At 69.2% G+C, this 20,341-nt stretch carries 21 protein-coding genes and 1 pseudogene; 14 read left to right on the plus strand and 8 right to left on the minus strand.

Annotated elements, in window-relative coordinates; genetic code table 11:
- Nucleotides 1-17: 17 nt before the first annotated feature.
- A complete protein-coding gene (locus tag AB0H62_RS11075) occupies nucleotides 18-356 on the minus strand; it encodes a WXG100 family type VII secretion target (protein ID WP_220245047.1) in 339 nt (112 codons plus the stop codon).
- Nucleotides 357-736: 380 nt separating this feature from the next.
- On the opposite strand from AB0H62_RS11075, the gene AB0H62_RS11080 reads away from it, so the two are divergent.
- The 5 genes from AB0H62_RS11080 to phoU all read left to right on the plus strand — a co-directional run bounded on the left by AB0H62_RS11080 (nucleotide 737) and on the right by phoU (nucleotide 7,884).
- Complete coding sequence (locus AB0H62_RS11080) at nucleotides 737-1,570, plus strand: alpha/beta hydrolase (protein ID WP_360585604.1); 834 nt, start codon at nucleotides 737-739, stop codon at nucleotides 1,568-1,570.
- Nucleotides 1,571-2,070: 500 nt separating this feature from the next.
- A complete protein-coding gene (gene idi, locus AB0H62_RS11085; protein ID WP_220245049.1) occupies nucleotides 2,071-2,655 on the plus strand; it encodes an isopentenyl-diphosphate Delta-isomerase in 585 nt (194 codons plus the stop codon).
- A gap of 93 nt (nucleotides 2,656-2,748) precedes the next feature.
- Complete coding sequence (locus tag AB0H62_RS11090) at nucleotides 2,749-3,423, plus strand: GGDEF domain-containing protein (RefSeq protein WP_220245050.1); 675 nt, start codon at nucleotides 2,749-2,751, stop codon at nucleotides 3,421-3,423.
- Between the two features lie 229 nt (nucleotides 3,424-3,652).
- Nucleotides 3,653-7,129, plus strand: coding sequence for an LCP family protein (locus AB0H62_RS11095; RefSeq protein ID WP_360585606.1), 3,477 nt, complete (start codon nucleotides 3,653-3,655; stop codon nucleotides 7,127-7,129).
- An 83-nt stretch (nucleotides 7,130-7,212) separates the two neighbouring features.
- Entirely contained in the window at nucleotides 7,213-7,884 is a 672-nt protein-coding gene (phoU, locus tag AB0H62_RS11100) for a phosphate signaling complex protein PhoU (RefSeq protein WP_220245051.1), read from the plus strand.
- Between the two features lie 270 nt (nucleotides 7,885-8,154).
- Here phoU and pstB read toward each other — a convergent pair whose 3' ends face one another.
- From pstB to AB0H62_RS11130, 6 genes are all read right to left on the minus strand, one after another.
- A complete protein-coding gene (gene pstB, locus AB0H62_RS11105) occupies nucleotides 8,155-8,931 on the minus strand; it encodes a phosphate ABC transporter ATP-binding protein PstB (RefSeq protein ID WP_360585609.1) in 777 nt (258 codons plus the stop codon).
- 3 nt (nucleotides 8,932-8,934) lie between these two features.
- Complete coding sequence (gene pstA / locus AB0H62_RS11110; protein ID WP_220245053.1) at nucleotides 8,935-9,849, minus strand: phosphate ABC transporter permease PstA; 915 nt, start codon at nucleotides 9,847-9,849, stop codon at nucleotides 8,935-8,937.
- 2 nt (nucleotides 9,850-9,851) lie between these two features.
- Nucleotides 9,852-10,772, minus strand: coding sequence for a phosphate ABC transporter permease subunit PstC (pstC, locus tag AB0H62_RS11115; protein WP_220245054.1), 921 nt, complete (start codon nucleotides 10,770-10,772; stop codon nucleotides 9,852-9,854).
- Nucleotides 10,773-10,970: 198 nt separating this feature from the next.
- Nucleotides 10,971-12,101 (minus strand): phosphate ABC transporter substrate-binding protein PstS, encoded by a 1,131-nt coding sequence (pstS, locus tag AB0H62_RS11120; RefSeq protein WP_220245055.1) that lies wholly within the window; start codon nucleotides 12,099-12,101, stop codon nucleotides 10,971-10,973.
- Nucleotides 12,102-12,324: 223 nt separating this feature from the next.
- The gene (gene mshD, locus AB0H62_RS11125; protein WP_220247229.1) at nucleotides 12,325-13,224 is read right to left on the minus strand and encodes a mycothiol synthase; all 900 of its coding nucleotides are present in this window, start codon (nucleotides 13,222-13,224) and stop codon (nucleotides 12,325-12,327) included.
- 76 nt (nucleotides 13,225-13,300) lie between these two features.
- On the minus strand, nucleotides 13,301-14,038 hold the full coding sequence (locus AB0H62_RS11130) for a response regulator transcription factor (protein WP_220245056.1): 738 nt from the start codon (nucleotides 14,036-14,038) through the stop codon (nucleotides 13,301-13,303).
- A gap of 178 nt (nucleotides 14,039-14,216) precedes the next feature.
- Between AB0H62_RS11130 and AB0H62_RS11135 the strand changes: the two genes are divergently transcribed.
- From AB0H62_RS11135 to AB0H62_RS11160, 6 genes are all read left to right on the plus strand, one after another.
- Complete coding sequence (locus AB0H62_RS11135; RefSeq protein ID WP_220245057.1) at nucleotides 14,217-15,116, plus strand: DUF2993 domain-containing protein; 900 nt, start codon at nucleotides 14,217-14,219, stop codon at nucleotides 15,114-15,116.
- A gap of 7 nt (nucleotides 15,117-15,123) precedes the next feature.
- Entirely contained in the window at nucleotides 15,124-15,570 is a 447-nt protein-coding gene (locus tag AB0H62_RS11140; protein ID WP_360585613.1) for a thioredoxin family protein, read from the plus strand.
- Nucleotides 15,571-15,672: 102 nt separating this feature from the next.
- The gene (locus AB0H62_RS11145) at nucleotides 15,673-15,771 is read left to right on the plus strand and encodes a putative leader peptide (protein ID WP_360585614.1); all 99 of its coding nucleotides are present in this window, start codon (nucleotides 15,673-15,675) and stop codon (nucleotides 15,769-15,771) included.
- An 81-nt stretch (nucleotides 15,772-15,852) separates the two neighbouring features.
- On the plus strand, nucleotides 15,853-16,284 hold the full coding sequence (locus AB0H62_RS11150) for a DUF4395 domain-containing protein (protein WP_220245059.1): 432 nt from the start codon (nucleotides 15,853-15,855) through the stop codon (nucleotides 16,282-16,284).
- A gap of 33 nt (nucleotides 16,285-16,317) precedes the next feature.
- Nucleotides 16,318-17,154 carry a sulfurtransferase gene (locus AB0H62_RS11155; RefSeq protein WP_360585616.1) on the plus strand — a complete coding sequence of 279 codons (837 nt, stop codon included), beginning with the start codon at nucleotides 16,318-16,320 and terminating at the stop codon, nucleotides 17,152-17,154.
- Nucleotides 17,155-17,463 carry a DUF1416 domain-containing protein gene (locus AB0H62_RS11160; protein WP_220245061.1) on the plus strand — a complete coding sequence of 103 codons (309 nt, stop codon included), beginning with the start codon at nucleotides 17,155-17,157 and terminating at the stop codon, nucleotides 17,461-17,463.
- Between the two features lie 117 nt (nucleotides 17,464-17,580).
- On the opposite strand, the pseudogene AB0H62_RS11165 reads toward AB0H62_RS11160, so the two are convergent.
- Nucleotides 17,581-17,982, minus strand: a pseudogene (locus tag AB0H62_RS11165) (MerR family transcriptional regulator); the annotation flags it as partial.
- 57 nt (nucleotides 17,983-18,039) lie between these two features.
- On the opposite strand from AB0H62_RS11165, the gene AB0H62_RS11170 reads away from it, so the two are divergent.
- From AB0H62_RS11170 to AB0H62_RS11180, 3 genes are all read left to right on the plus strand, one after another.
- On the plus strand, nucleotides 18,040-18,654 hold the full coding sequence (locus AB0H62_RS11170; protein WP_220245062.1) for an FABP family protein: 615 nt from the start codon (nucleotides 18,040-18,042) through the stop codon (nucleotides 18,652-18,654).
- A 228-nt stretch (nucleotides 18,655-18,882) separates the two neighbouring features.
- Complete coding sequence (gene pxpB / locus AB0H62_RS11175; RefSeq protein WP_360585619.1) at nucleotides 18,883-19,491, plus strand: 5-oxoprolinase subunit PxpB; 609 nt, start codon at nucleotides 18,883-18,885, stop codon at nucleotides 19,489-19,491.
- Nucleotides 19,491-20,339 carry a biotin-dependent carboxyltransferase family protein gene (locus tag AB0H62_RS11180; protein WP_360585621.1) on the plus strand — a complete coding sequence of 283 codons (849 nt, stop codon included), beginning with the start codon at nucleotides 19,491-19,493 and terminating at the stop codon, nucleotides 20,337-20,339. The genes pxpB and AB0H62_RS11180 overlap by 1 nt, the downstream gene beginning before the upstream one ends.
- The last annotated feature ends 2 nt before the right edge of the window (nucleotides 20,340-20,341 follow it).

Here is a 20,341-nt window from a genome sequence, read left to right on the forward strand (position 1 = left end):
GGTTGGTTTCGAGCAGATCAGAAGCCGTTGAGGCCGCCGCCGCCGATGGCAGCGGCCTGCGCGCGAGCCGTCGAGGTGTTGTCCTCGTCGCCGCGGTCGTAGTCCGCCGCGCCCTGCGTGACGTGCTCGGAAAGCGTGGTCAGGCGCTGCACGATCTTCTTCACCGTGTTGTCGAACTCGCCCATGGCCTGGTGGAAGATCGTGGCGGAGTCCGACCGCCAGGTGCCGAGCAGTTCCTGCATGGTCGAGTCCACCTGGCCCCCGGTGCTCGTGATCCCGTCACCGGTGCTGGTGATCGTGCTCGCACCCTGACGCATGATCCCGGTATCGACCTTGGCGCCGTCCTGCGAAGCCATGCTCTTCTCCTCTGGTTGGATTTTTCTTCGATTGTCGACATGTAGTCGAAGCTGCTCTCCGCCAACACGACGTCGTCGTGAGGACGGTTCATCGCAAATGCCGTGACGCCGCTTCACACTTCCGAGGTTCGAGAAGGCTTACCGGAGCCGGCGAGGTAACGGTAAGTGAGTGCGCGACACCCTGCGGTCTGTTGTTCCCTTATGGACACCACGTCGCGGACGCGGGGGCAACAGCGTTCACGACCGGACAAACAGGACATGCCCAGCAAGGCCCGGGTGCGGCTGACCGGATCGGTCCGCTCCTTGCCCTTTTTTCCGCCCAGGTCTGCATGAGAGGCCATCGCCGGAAAGTGTCGGTGCGCCCCCGTAGAGTGCGAGCCGTGATCGACCAGCTCACCATCCCGACCGAAGCCGGCTCCTTCGACGCGATCGCCTCCGGACCCGAGGACGGTCGCCCCGTGCTGCTGCTCCACGGTTTCCCCGAGGCCGCCGTGGAGTGGGAACACCAGGTCGCGACCCTCGGCGTGCTCGGCTACCGCGCCGTGGCACCCGACCAGCGGGGGTACTCGCCGGACGTTCGACCAGAACAACCGGCGGAGTACGGTATTTCTACCCTGGTGGACGACGCCGTGGCAATGGCGGATGCGTTGGAGTGGCCGAAGTTCGACCTCGTCGGGCACGACTGGGGCGGGGCCGTCGCGTGGTGGACCGCGGACGCGCACCCCGGCCGGCTGCGCAGCCTCGCCGTGGTGTCCACCCCCCACCCCGCGGCTCTCGCGGCGGCGATGAAGACCGACGAGGACCAGCACCTGCGCTCGGCGTACATGACGGAGTGGCGAGCGACCCCGGCCACGGAGCGGAAGATGCTCGCCGAGGGCGCCCGCGCGCTGCGCGACATCTTCGAGCGCCGCATCCCGCCGAGCCGGATCGACGAGTACGTGCGGCGCCTCGAGGAACCGGGCGCGCTCACGGCCGCGCTGAACTGGTACCGCGGCGGCCGGCCGGGCGGGAAGATCGGCAAGATCGACGTGCCGACGCTCTACGTGTGGTCCACCGAGGACGTCGCGTTCGGTTCCACGGCGGCGCTCGACACCGGCAACTGGGTCACCGGGCCGTACCGGTTCGAGATGCTCGAGGACGTGTCCCACTGGGTCGCCGAAGAAGCCCCCGAGGCCCTCACCTCCCTCATCGTGGAGCACCTCGGCAGCCACTGACGAAGGAGCCGGCCCGGGTTTCGTTGGCACAGGGGAATTATTACTGACATCCGTCCAATTCGGACCGCTGGACAAGATCGTTCACCCGAGGCGGTCATACGCTGACCTGCGGGCCGGCGGCTGTCACGGACTGTGCTGTTCGACGTGTTCGCCGGGGACGGTTTGTGTTGTCGATTTTCGCTCTGGGGTAGGGATTTCCCGTTGGTCGCCGGGTTTCCAGGCTCGCGGCAACCGTGCGTCAAGAGCCGGCCCGATAGTTCACCCGAGACGGGCCAAACGGCGGATCGAGGGCGCCGGCGGTGACGGATCGTGTCGGTCAATGAGGCTCGGCGCCGTTTTGTCCACTTCGGACTCAATGGTTCACCCGAGGAGGTCACCCGGAGGCGCGGCGGGCCGCGGCGGTCACGCACCGTGCCGCCCGGCCACCCGAAACGGGATGAACGGCACGGCCACCCGCCTTGCGGTACCTCGTCCGTGGAGCTCTGGTGTTCAGTGGTCACGTGGACACCATCACCGAATCCGAGTCCGAGCGCGTCGTCTTCGTCACGGAGGACGGCGTGCCGACGGGAGAGACCGGGCCGAAGCTCGCGAGCCACCACGGCGAGACGCGGCTGCACCTCGCGTTCTCGTGTTACGTACTGCGCCGTTCGGACCAGGCGTTGCTGATCACGCAACGAGCACTGGACAAGAAGGTGTGGCCGGGGGTGTGGACCAACAGCGTCTGCGGGCACCCCGCGCCGGGCGAGTCGCTGCCCGACGCCGTGCGCCGGCGCGCGGCGTACGAGATCGGGCTGCCGGAGCTGCAGGACCTGGAGTGCGTGCTGCCGAAGTACCGGTACCGGACGCCGCCGTTCCAGGGGATCGTGGAGAACGAGTTCTGCCCGGTGTTCGTCGCGTGGGTCGATCGCGACCCCGAGCCGAACCCCGAGGAAGTCGGTGGCTGGCGGTGGGTCTCGTGGACCGATTACGCACAGTTGCTCGAAGGCACTGGGGTAAACGTGAGTTACTGGGCCAAAGACCAGTACGCGCAGCTCAAGGGGAAGAAGCCGTTTTCGTCGTTGGGGCAACAGAACTTCGGTGCGTGACAAAACCGGTCCCCAGTCGTCCACTTGAGCGATATTCGCTTTCGCGCGTACCGATGCCTCAAGACACCGCTCCTTTAAGACGACAACCATGAGGTGGCGGAGGTGGGTGTGGCGGCCGAGGACGAGCTCACGGCGGGTGCACCCGCTCCGGATCTGCTGAGCCTGCACGAGTCCATCGCCGGCATGTTCGCCAAGCAGGGCGACTGGCGCCGGGCGTACGAGCACCTGCGGTGCGCGCTCGACATCGCGCGGGCCGGCAGTCTCCGGGACACGCTGACGTCGAGTTACAACCGCCGTTACCTCGACCAGCGCCTGCCCGGGTTGCCGGCCGCACGCGGTCTGGCCGTCGCGCTGATCGACCTCGACCGGTTCAAGCACGTGAATGACACGTACGGTCACCTACTCGGCGATCGGGTGCTGTGCCGCGTCGCCGACCTCCTGCAGGAAGAGCTGCCGCCCGACGGGTTCTGCGCGCGCTACGGCGGCGAGGAGTTCGCGCTCGTGCTGCCGGGCGTCGACGCGCCCAGGGCCGTGCGGATCGTCGAGGCCGCCCGCACGCGGGTCGCCCGTCACCCCTGGTCAGAACTTCAGCCCGGCTTGAGAGTCACCATCAGCGCGGGCCTGGCGCACGCTTCCGCCGGCCCGGTGTCCGCCCAGCGGCAACTCCTGCGCGCGGACAACCTCCTGTACGCGGCGAAACGCGCGGGGCGCAACAAAGTCGCCTATCACGACCGCGAAACGACGCGGGTCATTACCCACTCTGAGTAACGTAAACGCGAGCTTACTCTCATTCGCTTGCTCCAATCTTCACCTGTTCGTCCGCTTCGGGCCGTCTTGGGTCGACTCATGGTGAAGAAATTCGCGGGAGGGTGTCGTCACGAACGGCGGGTATCCGTACGATAACGAAAACCTCCCGAGGAACGACGTGCCCTGGGAGAGCCGGAACGAAAGGCCCCGCCGCCGGTTCGTAAGCGCCCGAAGTGCGAAAGGAGTCCGAGTGCCCGACGATCGCCCCCTTCCCGGCACCGGTCGCCACTCGGACAACGGCACTCCCCACACCCGCGCCGGCCGCCGCCGCTCCATGGAAACCCAGGGCGGCATCAGCGTCTCCGACGTCGTGGCCCGCCACACCGGCGAACGCCCGACCTTCGACACGGAAGACTCGGACCCGGGCTCGCGGCGCGCGGAACCCGGAACGCGGTCGAACGGCAGCTCGCACCTGGCGGAGTCGAACGGCAGCTCCCACCTGCGCGGCCCCAACAGCTACTCTGCCGCGCCCGGCTCCCGCCCGGGCTCGCGCCGCGCCGACGACTCCGACTTCGATGGCGGCTCACACCTCGCGGAGTCCAACGGCAGCTCCCGGCTGGGCGGCCCCGGCAGCTCACACTCGGCACAGTCCAACGGCAACTCCCGGCTGGGCGGCCCCGGCAGCTCACACTCGGCAGAGTCCAACGGCAACTCCCACTTGGCCGGCCCCGGCAGCTCACACCTCGCGGACGAGACCTACTCGACCTCTTCCCGCTCTCGCCGCGCCGAGCAGCCGCCACCCCGCGGCCGCCGCGCCCGCCCCGACGACGACCCGCCCGCCGCACCTTCGGCGGGCGGCCCCGTGCCACACGCGGATTCGCCGGGCCGGACCTCGCACGCCGCGGATGCCCCGGAGCCGGCCCCCTCGCGCGGGCCCCGCCGGGCCGCACCGGAACCGCCTTCCCCGCGCCGCGCGACGACCTCGCAGCCACTCCCCACCGGCCGCCGCCGCGCCCCGGAACCCCCGGCGCCCGGCGGCAGCCACGCCGTGCCCGACGACGGCCCCGACTTCTCGGACCTCCCGGCCGCCGAACCCCCCGGCCGCCACGGCACTTCCGCACCGTCCGAGCCCCCGAACGGCCGCCCCCGCGGCCGCACCCCGGGCCCGACGGGTGTCGCCCCGCTACCCCCGGCCGAACGCCCCGCCCGCCCCAACGGCCAGCGCCCCGGCCCGAACGGCATGCCAGGCGCCGGCGGCGTTGCCGCACCGAATGGCAACCAGGGCCCGAATGGCATGCCTCCTGCCAACGGCATGCCACGGCCCAACGGCGCCGCCGGTCCGAACGGCAAGCCGGGTCCCCATGGCAAGCCGAGCCCCCAGACCGTCCCGAATGGCATGTCGGGACCGAACGGCGCCGCCGGCCCCAATGGCAAGCCCGGCCCGAATGGCATGCCTGCGCCCGTGCCAGGCGCAGGCGGTCCTGCCGGCCCCCATGGCACGTCCGCGCCGAATGGCACGTCCGGCCCCCATCGCGTGCCAGGAGCTGCCGGCGCCAATGGCAAGGCAGGCCCCAATGGCATGTCGACGGCCAACGGCATGCCGCGGCCCGGCGGTCCTGCCGGGCCCAATGGCAAGGACGGGCCCAGTGGCAAGCCTGCGCCTCAAACCGGGCCGAATGGCAACCCCGCGGGCAACGGCGTGCCAGGTGGCAACGGCGTCGCCAGGCCCGATGGCAAGGACGGGCCCAGCGGCACGCCAGGGCCTCAAGCTGGGCCGAATGGCAAGGCCGGGCCGAATGGCAGCGGCATGCCGGGGGCCAACGGCGGTGCCGGGCTCAATGGCAAGGCGAGTCCCAACGGCAAGCCGGGACCGAACGGTATGCCTGGCCCCGGCGGGATGCCGGGACCGGATGGTCTTGCGGGTGCGAATGGCAAGCCGGGGTCGAATGGCACGTCCGGGCCGCACGGTGTCCCGGGGGCCAACGGTGCTGCCGGGCTGAATGGCAAGGCCGGGGCGAATGGCAAGCGGCGGCCCCAAGCCGGTGCGAACGGCCGGCCCGGGCCGAACGGCGCCGACAACGGCAAATCCGGCTTGCCCGGCACAGACCGAGGTCTCGCGGCCGACGGGTTCGACGAGAACGACCAAAGCGCCGAAGCCGACCAGAACAACCAAGCGGCCCCGGGGGCCGAGCGCACTCAGCTCACCTCCCCCGTCGGGGAGCGCACTCAGCTCACCCCTCCCGTCGACGGCAAACGTCCGCCCCGCCAGCGCCGCCCACCCGCGCGCCCCGCCGGGGTGCCCGCGCGGTCGGAGCTCGATCCGTTGACCATGACGGACGAGATGGAGGCGATCGACGAGGCCACGCAGTACCGCCGGAAGATCGACCACACCCTCGCACGCTTCTCGGCTGCCCACGACGAGATGCTGGCGGAGGAGGACAAGCGGCGCGAGCGGATGGCGCGGCTGACCGCGAGGCCCGTCGCGTTGTTCGAGCAGACGCGCACCGCCCTGCAGCGCGTGGTGGCGCCTACGGGGATCTACAAGGCGATTCCCGCGGAAGCCGAAGCCGAGGCAGACGACGAGAATCCCGAAGAGCGCGCCCCGCAAACCCGCTTGCAGGAGAAAAAGCAGCGCCACAACGAGCGGGCCGTCCGGATCGGGCGGATCGTGCTCATCGTGCTGGCCGTGCTGGTCTTCCTGGGCACCGGCGTGGCCTGGGGGGCGGTGAACTGGTTCGACGCCAAGTTCACCCAGGTCGCCGCGCTCGACGAGAACTCCTCCGACATCCGCAACGCCGACGCCCAGGCCAACGACGAGAACTTCCTCATGGTCGGCTCCGACAGCCGCGACGGCGCCTCGGCGGAAGAAGGCGTCGGCACGGCCGAGAGCAACCCCGGCGCCCGCTCGGACACCGTGATGGTCGCCCACGTGCCGGCCGACCGGAAGCGCGTGGTCGTGGTGTCGTTCCCGCGCGACCTCGAGATCAACCGGCCCGACTGCAACCGTTGGGACCCCTCGAAGGCCGTCACCACCGACGAGGTCGTGTCGGGCCAGAGCATCGCAAAGCTCAACACCGCGTACGCCGTGGGTGGCCCGCAGTGCGTCACGAAGGTGATCCAGAAGATCACCGGCCTGCGCATCAACCACTTCGTGGGCATCGACTTCAACGGCTTCAAGGACATGGTCGACGCGGTCCACGGCGTCACCATCAACAACGAGAAGCCCATCGACGACGAGGTGCTCGGCAAGGTCCTGCTGGAGACCGGTGACGTCACCATCTCCGGCGACCAGGCCCTGAACTACGTGCGCGCCCGGCACGTGAAGGGGGACCCGACGTCCGACTACGGCCGCATCAAGCGGCAGCAGGCGTTCATCGGGGCGCTGCTGAAGAAGGTCATGTCGTCCGACGTGGTCCTCGACCCGGGCAAGCTCTCCGGCTTCATCACGGCGTTCGCGAAGGCCACTTTCGGCGACAACCTCGGTGTGCAGCAGATGATGACGCTCGCCCAGTCGATGCGCGGCGTGGACCCGTCCAAGATCAACTTCATGACCGTGCCCACCACCGGCACCGCCAACAAGCGCGGCAACGAGGTCCTCGTGCAGTCCAGAACGGACTCGCTCTTCGACGCCCTGCGCGACAACACCCCGCTGCCCGGCGAAAAGACCACCACCGCGGCCAACGCGGGCAACTCGGCCAAGACCGACAGCAGCACCGCCGAAGGCTGAGCCACGGGATTCGTTAGACCGGATTCACGTGCGGTTCACCCTACGATGCGGTATTCGGACAACGCGCGTCGTAGGGTGTCTCCATGCGTGAGGCTTACCATGTCGAACTCGAACAGCTCGCCGAGAACCTGGCCGCCATGTCGGCTCAGGTCGCCGAGGCGATGGAGCTGGCCACCAAGGCACTGCTGGAGGTCGACCTGGGCCTCGCGGAGCAGGTGATCAGCGACGACGCGAAGGTCGACGACGCGCGCGCCGAGTGCGAGGAGCAGGCCTACGCGCTACTCGCCCTCCAGGCGCCCGTCGCCACGGATCTGCGCACCGTGCTCGCCGCCATCCACGCCGCAGAGAGCCTCGAGCGCATGGGCGACCTCGCCCTGCACGTCGCCAAGGCCGCACGGCGTCGCCACCCCGAGGCGGTGCTGCCGGAGTCGGTGAGGCCCTACTTCATCGAGATGGGCCGCGCCGCGGTGAAGCTCGCGCGCCAGGCCGAGCAGGTCATCAAGTCCAAGGACGTCAACGCCGCCAAGGACCTCGAGACCGAGGACGACCAGGTCGACGACATCCACCGTCACCTGTTCACCGTGCTGATGGACCGCGAGTGGCCCTACGGTGTCGCCACGGCCGTCGATGTCACGCTGCTCGGCCGCTTCTACGAGCGCTACGCCGACCACGCAGTCTCGGTCGCCAAGCGCATGATCTTCGTGGTCACCGGCCGCATGCCGGGCTACGACTCCGACGAGGACCTCAACGTCTGATCTCGCGGTCAGTCCACAAAGGCTCTTCGATCAGAAGGCGGGTCGACCGTCCACTTTGATCTTGGCCCGACGCTGGTTCTCCTCGCTGACACCGGATTCCGCGACAACGCGACGCTGGACAAGGTCGTCGGTGCCAACGCCGCGGTCATCGCCGCCGTCAACGCGGCCCGGCAGGCCATCGCCCACGACTGCTGAGCAACGACAAACGAGAACGGCTCCTCCGTCCACATCGGACGGAGGAGCCGTTTTGTCGCGGACCGAAGCGAACGATCAGCCGAAGCGGCCCGAGATGTAGTCCTCGGTCGCCTTCTCCTCCGGGTTGGAGAAGATCTTCTCCGTGTCGTTCAGCTCGACCAGCCGGCCGGGCTGGCCGACGCCGGCCAGGTTGAAGAACGCCGTCTGGTCGGAAACACGAGCCGCCTGCTGCATGTTGTGCGTGACGATGACGATCGTGTACTCCTTCTTGAGCTCACCGATCAGGTCCTCGATGGCGAGGGTCGAGATCGGGTCGAGCGCGGAGCACGGCTCGTCCATCAGGAGCACGTCGGGCTGCACCGCGATGGCGCGGGCGATGCAGAGCCGCTGCTGCTGACCACCGGAGAGGCTGCCGCCCGGCTTGTTGAGCCGGTCCTTGACCTCGTTCCACAGGTTGGCACCGCGCAGCGCGCGCTCGGCGATCTCGTCGAGCTGCTTGCGGTTCTTGGTGCCGCCCAGGCGAAGCCCGGCCACCACGTTGTCCTTGATCGACATCGTGGGGAACGGGTTGGGGCGCTGGAACACCATGCCGATCGTGCGGCGCACCTGCACCGGGTCCACCGCGGACGCGTAGATGTCCTCGCCGTCGAGCAGCACCTCGCCCTCGACGCGCGCACCCGGGATGACCTCGTGCATCCGGTTGAGCGTGCGCAGCACGGTCGACTTACCGCAGCCCGACGGCCCGATGAACGCGGTGACGTTGCGCGGCGGCACGTTCAGCGTGACGCTGTCCACGGCGTGGAACTTGCCGTAGTAGATGTCTACGTCCTTGACGTCGATTCGCTTGGCCATGACTCACTTCTTCTTCGGGGCGAGGAGCCGGGAGAGCAGGGTGGCGAGCAAGTTCAGGATCGCGATGATGATGACCAGCGTCAACGCCGCGCCCCAGATCCGGTCGAAGCCGACGCTCCCGGGGTCGAGCGAGTTGGTCACGCGCTCGTTGTTCATCACCAGCGGCAGTGCGGCCTGCTCGCCGTCGAAGGGGTTCCAGTTCACGTAGGCCGAGTAGCCCACGAGGACCAGCAGCGGCGCCGTCTCGCCCATCACGCGGGCGAGCGCCATCATGATGCCGCCGATGATGCCGGACAACGCCGTCGGCAGCACGATCTTCATGATCGTCTTCCACTTCGGCACGCCCAGCGCGTAGGACGCCTCGCGCAGGTCGTCCGGCACGATCCGCAGCATCTCCTCCGACGAGCGGACGACCACCGGGATCATGAGCAGCACCAGCGCCAGCGACACCGCGAACCCACTGCGCGGCAGGCCGAGCGTGGTGATCCACAGCGCGTAGATGAACAGCGCGGCCACGATCGAGGGGACACCGGAGAGGATGTCGACCATGAACGTGGTGGCCTTCGCGAGCTTGCCGCGGCCGTACTCCACCAGGTAGATCGACACCAGCAGGCCGATGGGCACCGCGATGATCGCGCAGATCAGGCCCTGCTCCAGCGTGCCGATGATCGCGTGCAGCACACCGCCGCCGACCTCGTCGCTCAGCACGGAGCCGAAGTCCTCGGTCCACCAGTTCGAGAACGGGATCCGCTTGATGCCGTTGACGACCACGGTGTAAAGCACCCACACCAGCGGCACCACGGCGATCAGGAACGCCAGCCACACGAGCACGGTGGCGAGGCCGTTCTTGGCCTTGCGGGCCAGGCTGACCTGCTGGAACGCGGGGGTCACAGCGGGACGTTCGAGCGTTGTGGACATGCTCAGTCCCCCTTCTTGCTGATGACGGAGCGGGCGGCGAAGTTCACCAGGAACGTCAGCACGAACAGCACCAGACCTGCGGCGATGTACGCGCCGGCCGAGGTGGCGTTGTTGAACTCGCTGTAGTTCGCGGCGATCTTCGACGCGAACGTCGCACCGCCGTCGAAGAGGCTCCAGTCGAAGTTGCGGCCCTGCGGGATGAGCAGGATGACCGCGAGCGCGATGGTCTCACCGAGCGCGCGGCCGAGGCCCAGCATCGACGCGCCGACGTAACCGGCCTTGCCGAACGGCAGCACCGTGGTGCGGATGACCTCCCAGCGGGTGGCCCCCAGCGCCAGCGCGCCTTCGATGTGCGGGGTCGGCGTGCGCTCGAAGACCTCGCGCGAGAGCGACGTGATGATCGGCAGGATCATCACCGCCAGCACGATGCCGGCCGTGAAAATCGTGCCGCGCACGTTGGGCTGCACGTTGCCCGGCGCGAAGAGCGGGAACCACGAGAACGTGGAGTTCACCCACAGCGAGAACGGCTCGATCGCCGGGGCGAACACGATGATGCCCCACAGGCCGAAGATGATCGACGGCACGGCGGCCAGCAGGTCGATCACGTAGGCGAACCCGCGGGCGAGCCGCTTCGGCGCGTACTGGGTGAGGAACAGGGCGATGCCGAGCGACACCGGCATGGCGATGATCAGCGCCACCACGGAGGTGGCCACGGTGACCTCGAACAGGTCGGCAATGCCGAACGCCATGTTCTCCGGGTCGTTCGTCGACCACCCGTGGTTGAACAGGAAGTTGACCTTGTCGACCCGCAGCGCCGGGATGGCCTGGATGATCAGGAAGATCCCGATCAGGCCGATCAGAGCCACGATGAAGATGCCGGCCCCGGTGGTCAGGTTCTGGAAGATGCGGTCACCGGCCCGCACCTTCTTCGGCTTCTCCTGCGCGGGTGGCCTTTCGGGCGCCGGCGCGGATGTTGTGTCCGAAATCGGATCCTCCGGGAACGCTCGGGCGGACGACGAACGCCCACCGGGGGTGCCGGTGGGCGTTCGCGTCGAGGATGACTCGCTCATCGACTGGTTAGGTCCTGCGTGTACTTGTTATTCAGCCAAGTCGAGGATAAGTCAGGAGATCGCCTTGACGGCGGTCAGCACCTTGTCCTGCAGGCTCTGCGGGATCGGCACGTAGCCCTTGCTCGACAGCTGCTGCTGGCCGGTCGTCGCCGACGTGGTCAGGAACGCCTTGACGGCCTTCGAGACGTCCGGGTTCGAGTACTTCGAGCACACCAGCTCGTAGGTCGTGAGCAGCAGCGGGTAGGCACCGGCGACGTTGCTCGCGTAGATCTTGTTCAGGTCGAGCGCGAGGTCGTTGGAGCCCGGGTTCAGGAAGGTCGCGGAGTCGAGGGACTTCGCGACGTTCTCGGCGGACAGCTCGACGCCGCCGGAGCCGCTGTCGATCAGGGCCGGGGTGACGCCGTCCTTGGCGAACGCGCCCTCCACGTACGTGATCGAGCCGTCGGCACCCTTGACCGTGGTGGCGACACCGTTCGAGCCGGAAGCACCGTTACCGACGCCACCGTTGAACTTCTTGCCCGCGCCCTTGGTCCAGTCGGCCTTGGCAGCCGCGCCGAGGTACTTCTGGAAGTTGTCGGTGGTGCCCGACTCGTCCGAGCGGGAGACGACCTGGATCGCCTTGTCCGGGAAGGTGAAGCTCTCGTTGCCCTTGATCGCCTTGATGGCCGGGTCGTTCCACTTCGTGATGCCACCGCTGAAGATCTTCGCGATCACGGACGGCGTGAGAACGAGCTTGTCGACACCCGACAGGTGGTAACCGACGGCCACCGGGCCGACGACCATCGGGATGTTCCACGCCGGGGAGGCGCAGCGCTTGTTGGCGGCCTCGAGGTCGGCGCCGGTGGCCGGGGAGTCCGTGCCGCCGAAGTCGACCTGGTTGCCGTTGAACTGCTTGACACCCGCGCCCGAGCCGCTGGCGGTGTAGTTGACCTGCTGGCCACTGCACTGCTTGCCGTAGGCGAGCTTGAAGACGTCGATGGCGTTGTTCTGAGCCGTCGAGCCCTCACCGGACAGCGGGCTCTTGCCACCGCAGTCGACCTGCGCGGTGCCGGTGGCGGCGGGGGCGGCGGCCGAGCTGGAGTTGCTGCTGTTGCTCGCCGCAGGGTCGCTACCACAGGCAGCGAGCACCAGGGCGGCGCTCGCCACGATGCCCACGGCACCAAGGGGCCGCATGATCTTCACTGCATTTCCTCCACTCGGAGACTTCGCCGGATCGGCGCGCGTCTCAGCGCGCCGGATCCGGACATTAGGCAGCCCCGATGGACGGTCCCCCTTGCTCACATGAACGCAAAGTGAACAAGGCACCGTATGTGAGCAGGGCGACTACGCCGAAAGGGTGTCGTGTCCCTGCCGTGACCTGCATGTACGCAGAAAGTAACACAGGGCGCGCCCCCGTCGGCGGTGACTACCGACCGTACTGAACGTCGGTTTCGAAACGCGTGAACCCCAGTTTCGAATAGACCGTCAGTGCCGGTGCGTTGTCGCCCTCGACGTAAAGGATTACTCGGCGTAATCCCTTCTCGCGCAAGTACCTTAGGCCCGCGAGTGTCAGCGCCTTGCCGAGACCGCCACCCTGTGTGCCCGGATCGACGCCCACGACGTAGACCTCCCCGACCGGCTCACCGCCGAAGCGGCCGGGCACGGGCTCGTGCACCTTCGTCCAGTGGAAGCCGACAACGTCGCCGTTCTCGTTCTCCGCCAGGAAGAAACCGGCCGGGTCGAACCACGGCTGCCGTTCTTCGGCGCGCAGCTCGTCGACGCTGAACGCGCCCTGCTCCGGGTGCCAGTCGAACGCGCGTGCGTTGACGGCGATCATGGCCTCTTCGTCCTGCCCCGGCACGAAGGTGCGCAGCCGCAGGCCTTCGCGCAGCACGGGTTCGGGCCAGTCGGCGCCTTCGACCTCGACGTGCAGGATCAGCAACTCGCGCTGCCGGCCGAGGCCGAAGTCCTTCGCCAGGGCGGCGGCCGCGGCGCTGTCCCCGTGGGCCCAGACGCGGGCGCCCTCGGCGGCCTTCGCGTCGAGCTCGCGGGCCAGCGCGGTGCCGACACCGCGGCGGCGGTAGTCGGGGTGCACCACGACCTCCGCAACTTGGCGGCCGTAGGAGTCGCCCTCGGTGTCGAGGTGCGCGTAGCCGGCGGGCTTGCCGTCGAGGCGCGCGAGCAGGTGCAGCCCGCCCGCGAACTCGCGCGGCAACGGACCGGTCGCGTCGACCTCGGGCCGCCCGTCGGCCGCCTTCGCCGCGAGCAGCACCTCACGCACCGCTTCCGCCGCGTCAGCCCCGAGTTCGGCCGTCCAGCCCGTCAGCTCTGTTTCCGCCACGAAGCCGACATTACCCACGCGCAGCGCCGCGTGAAGGGGCTCGTTGGGGGAATCACGCGCGTCAGCGGTTGATGTACTCGGGCACGGATTCGATGGCCGGCGCCGGCTGCTTCGGACCGGACTTCGCCGGGCGCTCGAACTTGTAGCCGACATTGCGGACGGTGCCGATCATCTGCTCGTGCTCCGGGCCCAGCTTGGCGCGCAGGCGCCGCACGTGGACGTCGACCGTGCGCGTGCCGCCGAAGAAGTCGTAACCCCAGACCTCCTGCAGCAGCTGCGCGCGGGTGAAGACGCGCCCGGCGTGCTGCGCGAGGTACTTCAGGAGCTCGAACTCCTTGTACGTGAGCTCGAGGGTGCGCTTGCGCAGGCGTGCGGTGTAGGTGGCCTCGTCGATCACGAGGTCGCCCACGCGCAGCTCGGCCTCGACCTGGCCGGAGACGCCGTCGCGGGTCGTCACGAGCCGCAGGCGCGCGTCGACTTCGGCAGGGCCCGCGGTCGGCAGGAGGATGTCGTCGGTGCGCCACTCGGAGCTCACGGCCACCAGGCCGCCTTCGCCGACGACGGCGATCACGGGCGTGCTCGCCTCGTCGTCGCCGGCGCCCTTGAGCAGGCGGCAGAGGCTCTTCGCCGAGGCGAGGTCGCTGCGGGCGTCGAGCAGGATGACGTCGCGGTGCCCGGCGTCGAGCAGGGCCGTCACCTCGGGCTCGCGGACGCGTACGGTGTGGGGCAGCAGATCCAGCGCGGGAAGCACAGAGGTGGGGTCGGCTTCCGCGGTAAGTACCAGAAGGTCCAGGCTCATGGAGCCACACCGCCTTCACAAAGTCAGGGCCTGGCGCACGGCCTCGAACGTGGGCCTCGGTCGATGCTGAGTGAGAATACCGGGTGAACAACACGTCACCTAGCTCGTGCTGGATCGATCACACCTGGCCGAACCCCAGGAAGCGCCCCGGCCCCCGACGAACAGGAGAACCGACGCGATGGTGAGCAGGCCCGTGACGCGGGACGACCGACCGGCTCCTCGGCCGGACAACCGGCGTCGCGGACGGCGCGTCCGCCGCTGGGTAATCGTGCTCGGGGTCATCGTGATCCTGCTGGTCGGAGCCGATTTCGGGGCCGCCGCGTTCGCCGAGCACACGATCTCCCAGAAGGCGCGCGAGCAGCTCGGCCTGACCGACGACCCGTCGGTCGACATCCACGGTTTCCCGTTCCTCACGCAGGCGCTCTCGGGTGACTACAGTCACATCACCGTATCGGCCGACGGCGTACCCGTGGGCGGTGAGCTGCGCGATCTTGGCGTGAGCGCCGAACTCGAAGACGTAACAGCGCCGTTGTCGGACCTCACCGCGGGCAACACGAAAAACGTGAAGATCGGCAAGCTCACCGGCGCCGTGACGATCAAGGCGTCGGACATCGCGCGCATCTCGCCGCTGGACAAGATCCAGAACCTGCGCATCGACCAGAGCACCGAGGCCTACGTCAAGTACGGCGACACCGACCAGGGCCAGGAGCCGGACCCGACCCCCACCAACGCGGCGGGCGAGCCGGAGGACGGCAACACCGCCGGCATGCGCCTGTCGGGTGACGTGCAGGTGGCCGGTCAGAAGGTGGAGATCTTCTGCTTCGCGCTGATCGAGCTCAAGGACAAGACGATCACGATCACCCCCCACCGGCTGCAGTTCGGGAATGACCACGAGACCACCGTCGTTCCGGAGTCAGTGCAGAAGGCTCTCCTGCCGAACTTCCGCGCCTCGATCGACACGGGCACGCTGCCGCTCTCGGTCACCCCGACCGCGGTGCGCGTGGACAGCGGTTCCGTGACGATCACGGGCGAGGCGACCAACGTGAACTTCTCGGACCTGACGACGTCGAAGGGGTGAGTGCCCGGTGATCGGAGTCTGGGTGCTGCTGGCCACGCTGGTGGTCGCGGTTCTGGCCGGCCTGCTGCTGAAGGCCCGCAACGGACGGGTGCGCGCGGCCAAACCGGCCGCCGCGGCCCGCGACCTCGCCCAACTACCCGCTCCGGTCGCCGAAGCGCTCGACCCGGCCTCGGCCGTCACGCTCGTGCAGATCTCCACCACGTTCTGCGCGCCGTGCCGCCACACTCGCGCGATCCTGTCGGCGCTGGCCGACAAGACCGAGGGGCTGCACCACGTCGACCTCGACGTGACCGAACAGCCCGAGGTCGCCCACGCCCTGTCCGTGCTGCGCACCCCCACCACGCTCGCGCTGACCGCCGACGGCCGCGAGCTGCTGCGCGTGGGCGGCGTGCCAAAGGGCCCGGAGCTGCTCGAAGCCCTGCGTCCGCACCTGGCCGAAGCCGACGTTCGCTGACCGGCGGAGACCGCCTCACCGGCTGTTTCCCAATGGGCGGGACTCGTCCCAAGGTATGAACGCGGTTCCCAGCCGGTTGGAGCACTGAGTACCCTCGCTGACGTGGACGAGCTGCCCATCACCCTCCTGACGCAGCGCCGCGCGGTGGATTTGTGCCGCGTGCGCAGCAGCTTGTGTCCGCGCTCGTCGCGCCGGCACTGAAGCACGTCGTCCGCCGGTTTTCGCACGCTCTACCGTCCGTGCTCTCGCACGCCCCTCGCCTCGCCCTCAGCAGGAGGAACCATGCCCGCCGGACCGGCTGTCGACCCGCGTGGCCCGCGGTTCGCCGCGATCATCACCACCGTCGTGCTCGCCGTGGTGCTCGTGACGCAGTGGTGGCCGCTGCTGGCCCTGCAGACCGTGATCTTCGCGATCGGCGCGTTCGTCGGTCTGAAGCCGGCGCCGTACTCCGTGCTGTACCGCGCGCTCGTCGCGCCGCGGCTCGGCCCCCCGACCGAGCGCGAGGACGCGGCGCCGCTGCGGTTCGCGCAGGCCGTGGGCTTCGTGTTCGCGCTCGTGGGCACGATCGGCTTCGTCGCCGGCGTGGCCCCGCTCGGCATCGTCGCGACGGCGTTCGCGCTGTTCGCCGCGTTCCTCAACGGCGCGTTCAACTTCTGCCTCGGCTGCGAGATGTACCTGCTGCTCAAGCGCTTCAGCCCCGCGCGGGCTTCCTAGCAGTTCCAAACCCCAGAAGGAGAGTTCGCTTCCATGAGCCGTGAAGACGCCCTGGTCACCACTCAGTGGGCCGAGGAGAACCTGGACACACCCGGCGTGGTGTTCGTCGAGGTCGACGAGGACACGACCGCCTACGACGCCGGGCACATCCGCGGTGCGGTGAAGCTCGACTGGCGCAACGACCTGCAGGACGGCGTGCGCCGTGACTTCGTGAACAAGGCCGCGTTCGAGAAGCTGCTCTCGGAGAAGGGCATCTCGGACGACGACCGCGTGGTCCTCTACGGCGGCAACAACAACTGGTTCGCCGCCTACGCATACTGGTACTTCAAGCTCTACGGCCACCAGAACGTGCAGCTGCTCGACGGCGGCCGCAAGAAGTGGGAGCTCGACGGCCGTGAGCTCAACGCCGACGACGTGAAGCGCGACGCCACCGAGTACCACGCCAACGAACAGGACCTCTCGCTGCGCGCGTTCCGCGACGAGGTCGTGGAGGCCATCGGTGCGAAGAACTTCGTCGATGTGCGTTCGCCCGACGAGTTCTCCGGCAAGCTGCTCGCCCCGGCGCACCTGCCGCAGGAGCAGTCCCAGGTGCCGGGCCACATCCCGGGCGCGCTGAACGTGCCGTGGGCCAAGGTCGCCAACGAGGACGGCACCTTCAAGACCGAGAACGAGATCAAGGACCTCTACACCGAGGCCGGCATCGACGACGCGAAGGCGACCATCGCGTACTGCCGCATCGGTGAGCGTTCGTCCATCGCGTGGTTCGCGCTGCACGAGCTGCTCGGCTACTCCGACGTGAAGAACTACGACGGTTCGTGGACGGAATACGGCTCGCTGGTCGGCGTGCCGGTCGAGTTGGGAGCGAAATAGATGGCTGACGACGGTTGCGGCGCCCCGGTCCAGGTGGCCACGCCCGCTGACTTCGACACCAACGGTCAGGTCGTGCTGGCCGGCAAGGTGACCGGCTCCGACGGCCCGCTGGGCGGCGCGTTCGTGCGCCTGCTCGACGGCGGCGGCGACTTCACCGGCGAGGTGGTCGCCTCGCCCGAGGGCGACTTCCGCTTCTACGCCGCGCCGGGCTCGTGGACGGTGCGCGCGCTGCACCGCACGGGCAACGGCGAGGCCTCCGTCACCGCCGAAGGCCCGGGTCTGCACCAGCTGGCGATCTCGGTCGGCTGACTCGCTTTTCCGTGAAGGGGCCCCAGGGATTTTTCCTGGGGCCCCTTCACTTTTGATCAGCGCGATGTCGTCGAGGCTGAGCAAACCCGTGTCCTGCAACATCTTCACGATGGTCAGCCGGTGCAGCTCGGCCTCGCCGTAGAGGCGTTTGCCCGAGCGGCGCGTGGCCGGGCGCACGAGCCCGCGTTCGTCCCAGTAGCGCGGCGCCGACACCGCGACGCCGAGCTTCGCGGCCGTCTCTCCGATGGACCACATCCCGGTGGACCGTCGGCCACCGGCAACGCCGCCCGCCAGACGGGCACGGCCCTCGGGGTGGCCGCGCTCGGCGCCCTCCTCGCGGACGGCGCGAACCTGACAGCCGGGCTGCACGCGGCCATGGCCGTGGCCGGTGGCGTGCTGCTCGTCGTGACTGTGCTCACCGTGACGACCCTGCGCGGAGCCTGAGTGCCCCGGGCCGACTATTGTCCTCGCTGTGGAGACCCTGTTTACGATCCTGCTGGCCCTGGCGGCAGTCGCCATCGTGTGGTTCGCCTGCTATGTCGTCTACCGGCTGTACGCCGACCAGCGCTGAGCACCATGACCGCCAGTGGCGACGACGCCATCGCGGCCGCGGAGGAGCGCGCGGCGAGCACCCGCGCGCGCAACCTGCCGTTGTGGGACGACCTGCCGATCCCCAACGACACGGCCAACCTGCGCGAGGGCCCGAACCTGAACGACGCGTGCCTTGCGCTGCTGCCGATGGTCGGCGTCTGGCGCGGTGAGGGCGAGGTCGACTACCCCACCATCGAGGGGCCGGTCAAGTTCGCGCAGCAGCTCACCATCGCGCACGACGGCCGCCCGTTCCTCACGCACGAGGCCCGCGCGTGGCTGCTCGACGACGAGGGCAACGTCATCCGCCCCGCCGCCCGCGAGAGCGGGTTCTGGCGGCCGAAGGAGGACGACACGATCGAGCTGCTGCTCACGCACAGCTCAGGCATCGTGGAGCTCTACTACGGCAAGCCGCGCAACCAGACGTCGTGGGAGCTGGGCACCGACGCGGTGATCCGCACGGCCACGGCCAAGGACGTCACCGCGGCGCAGCGGCTCTACGGCCTCATCGAAGGCAGCCTCGGCTACGTCGAGGAGCGCGCGATGATGGGCCAGGAGATGCAGCCGCACGTGTCGGCTCTGCTGCACCGCGTCGTGGGCTGAGCAGGGCCGTTACCAATCCGGCCAAAAGCAGGCCGACCCCCCGCGCGGCACGTAACCGTTGCTACGAAGCCATTCGGCCGTGACTGTGGTCGGATTGGTAACGATCGGCACGGTTACCAATCCGGCCAAAAGCAGGCCGACCCCCACGCGGCACGTAACCGTTGCTACGAAGCCATTCGGCCGTGACTGTGGTCGGATTGGTAACGATCGGCACAGTACGCTCTGTCCATGCTCTGGCGGCCCTGCGGCGAGCACGCCGCCCTGCTCGACTGCGACTCGCTCGCGCAGATGACCGCCGCCCGGGCCACGGTCGAGGCCGCCGGCGTCGACGGGATCGCCGACCTCGTGCCCGGGGCCCGCAGCCTGCTGGTGGTGGCGGAGCCCGGGTCACCCGCGCTCAAGTCGGTGCGGGAGCTGCTCGACGGCGCCGACCTCACGCACCCGCCCGCCGGGTCGCCGCGTGAGGTCACGCTGGACGTCCACTACGACGGCGAGGACCTGCCGCTCGTGGCGCGCGATGCCGGGGTCTCCGAGGCCGACGTCGTCAAGCTGCACACCGAAGCCCAGTACACCGTCGCGTTCACCGGCTTCGCGCCCGGTTTCGGCTACCTGACCGGGCTGCCGGACGCACTGCGGCAACCCCGGCTCGAGTCCCCGCGCACGAAGGTCCCCGCCGGGTCCGTGGGCATCGGGGGCGAGTTCACCGGCGTCTACCCGCGCGAGTCACCCGGGGGCTGGCGGCTGCTCGGGCACACCGACGCGACGCTGTTCGACCCGGCCGCCGAGCGGCCCGCGCTGTTCGCGCCCGGTGACCGCGTGCGCTTCCGGAGCGTGTGATGCGCGCGCTGGAGATCGTCCACACGGGACCGCTCGCGCTGGTGCAGGACCTCGGCCGGCCCGGATACGCGCACCTCGGCGTGCCCCCTTCCGGTGCTCTCGACGTCGCCGCCCTGCGCCTCGGCAACCGCCTGGTCGGCAACCCCGAGGACGCGGCCGGGATCGAAGCGTTGCTGGGTGGGCTTACCGTGCGGGCGACGGCGCCGTGCACGGTCGCCGTGACCGGACCCCTCGTGCCGGTGCAGGTGGACGACCGGCACGTCGGTTCCCACTCGGCCGTCTCGCTACGGGAGGGGCAAACGCTTGCGCTCGGCCACCCGTCGGCCGGTTTGCGCAGCTACCTGGCGGTTTCGGGCGGGATCGCCGTCGAGCCGGTGCTGGGCAGCCGCTCGCGGGACGTCCTGTCGGGCATCGGGCCGGAACCGCTGGAAGACGGCGTTTCGCTGCCGCTCGGCGCGGTCACCGGAGTGCCGGCGGGAGCCGACGTGGTGGTCGCCCCCGCGGCACCCGAGCGGCTCGTCGTGCCCGTGGTCCTCGGCCCGCGCGACGACTGGTTCACCGACCTCGTCGAGGGTCTCGGCGCGTGGTGGACGGTGACGCCGCAGTCCAACCGCGTCGGCCTGCGCCTCGACGGCCCGCCGCTGCGGCGCGCGAACACCGCCGAGCTGCCCAGCGAGGGCCTCCTGACCGGCGCGATCCAGGTCCCGCCGAGCGGCCTGCCCGTCGTTTTCCTCGCCGATCACCCCACGACCGGCGGCTACCCGGTGGCCGCAGTGGTGAGACGCGGGTCACTCGGCGCACTCGCTCAGGCACGCCCTGGAACCTCTGTGCGGTTCCGCTCGTCTTGATG

The organism is Amycolatopsis sp. NPDC050768 (genome assembly GCF_040654155.1).
GTDB lineage: Bacteria > Actinomycetota > Actinomycetes > Mycobacteriales > Pseudonocardiaceae > Amycolatopsis.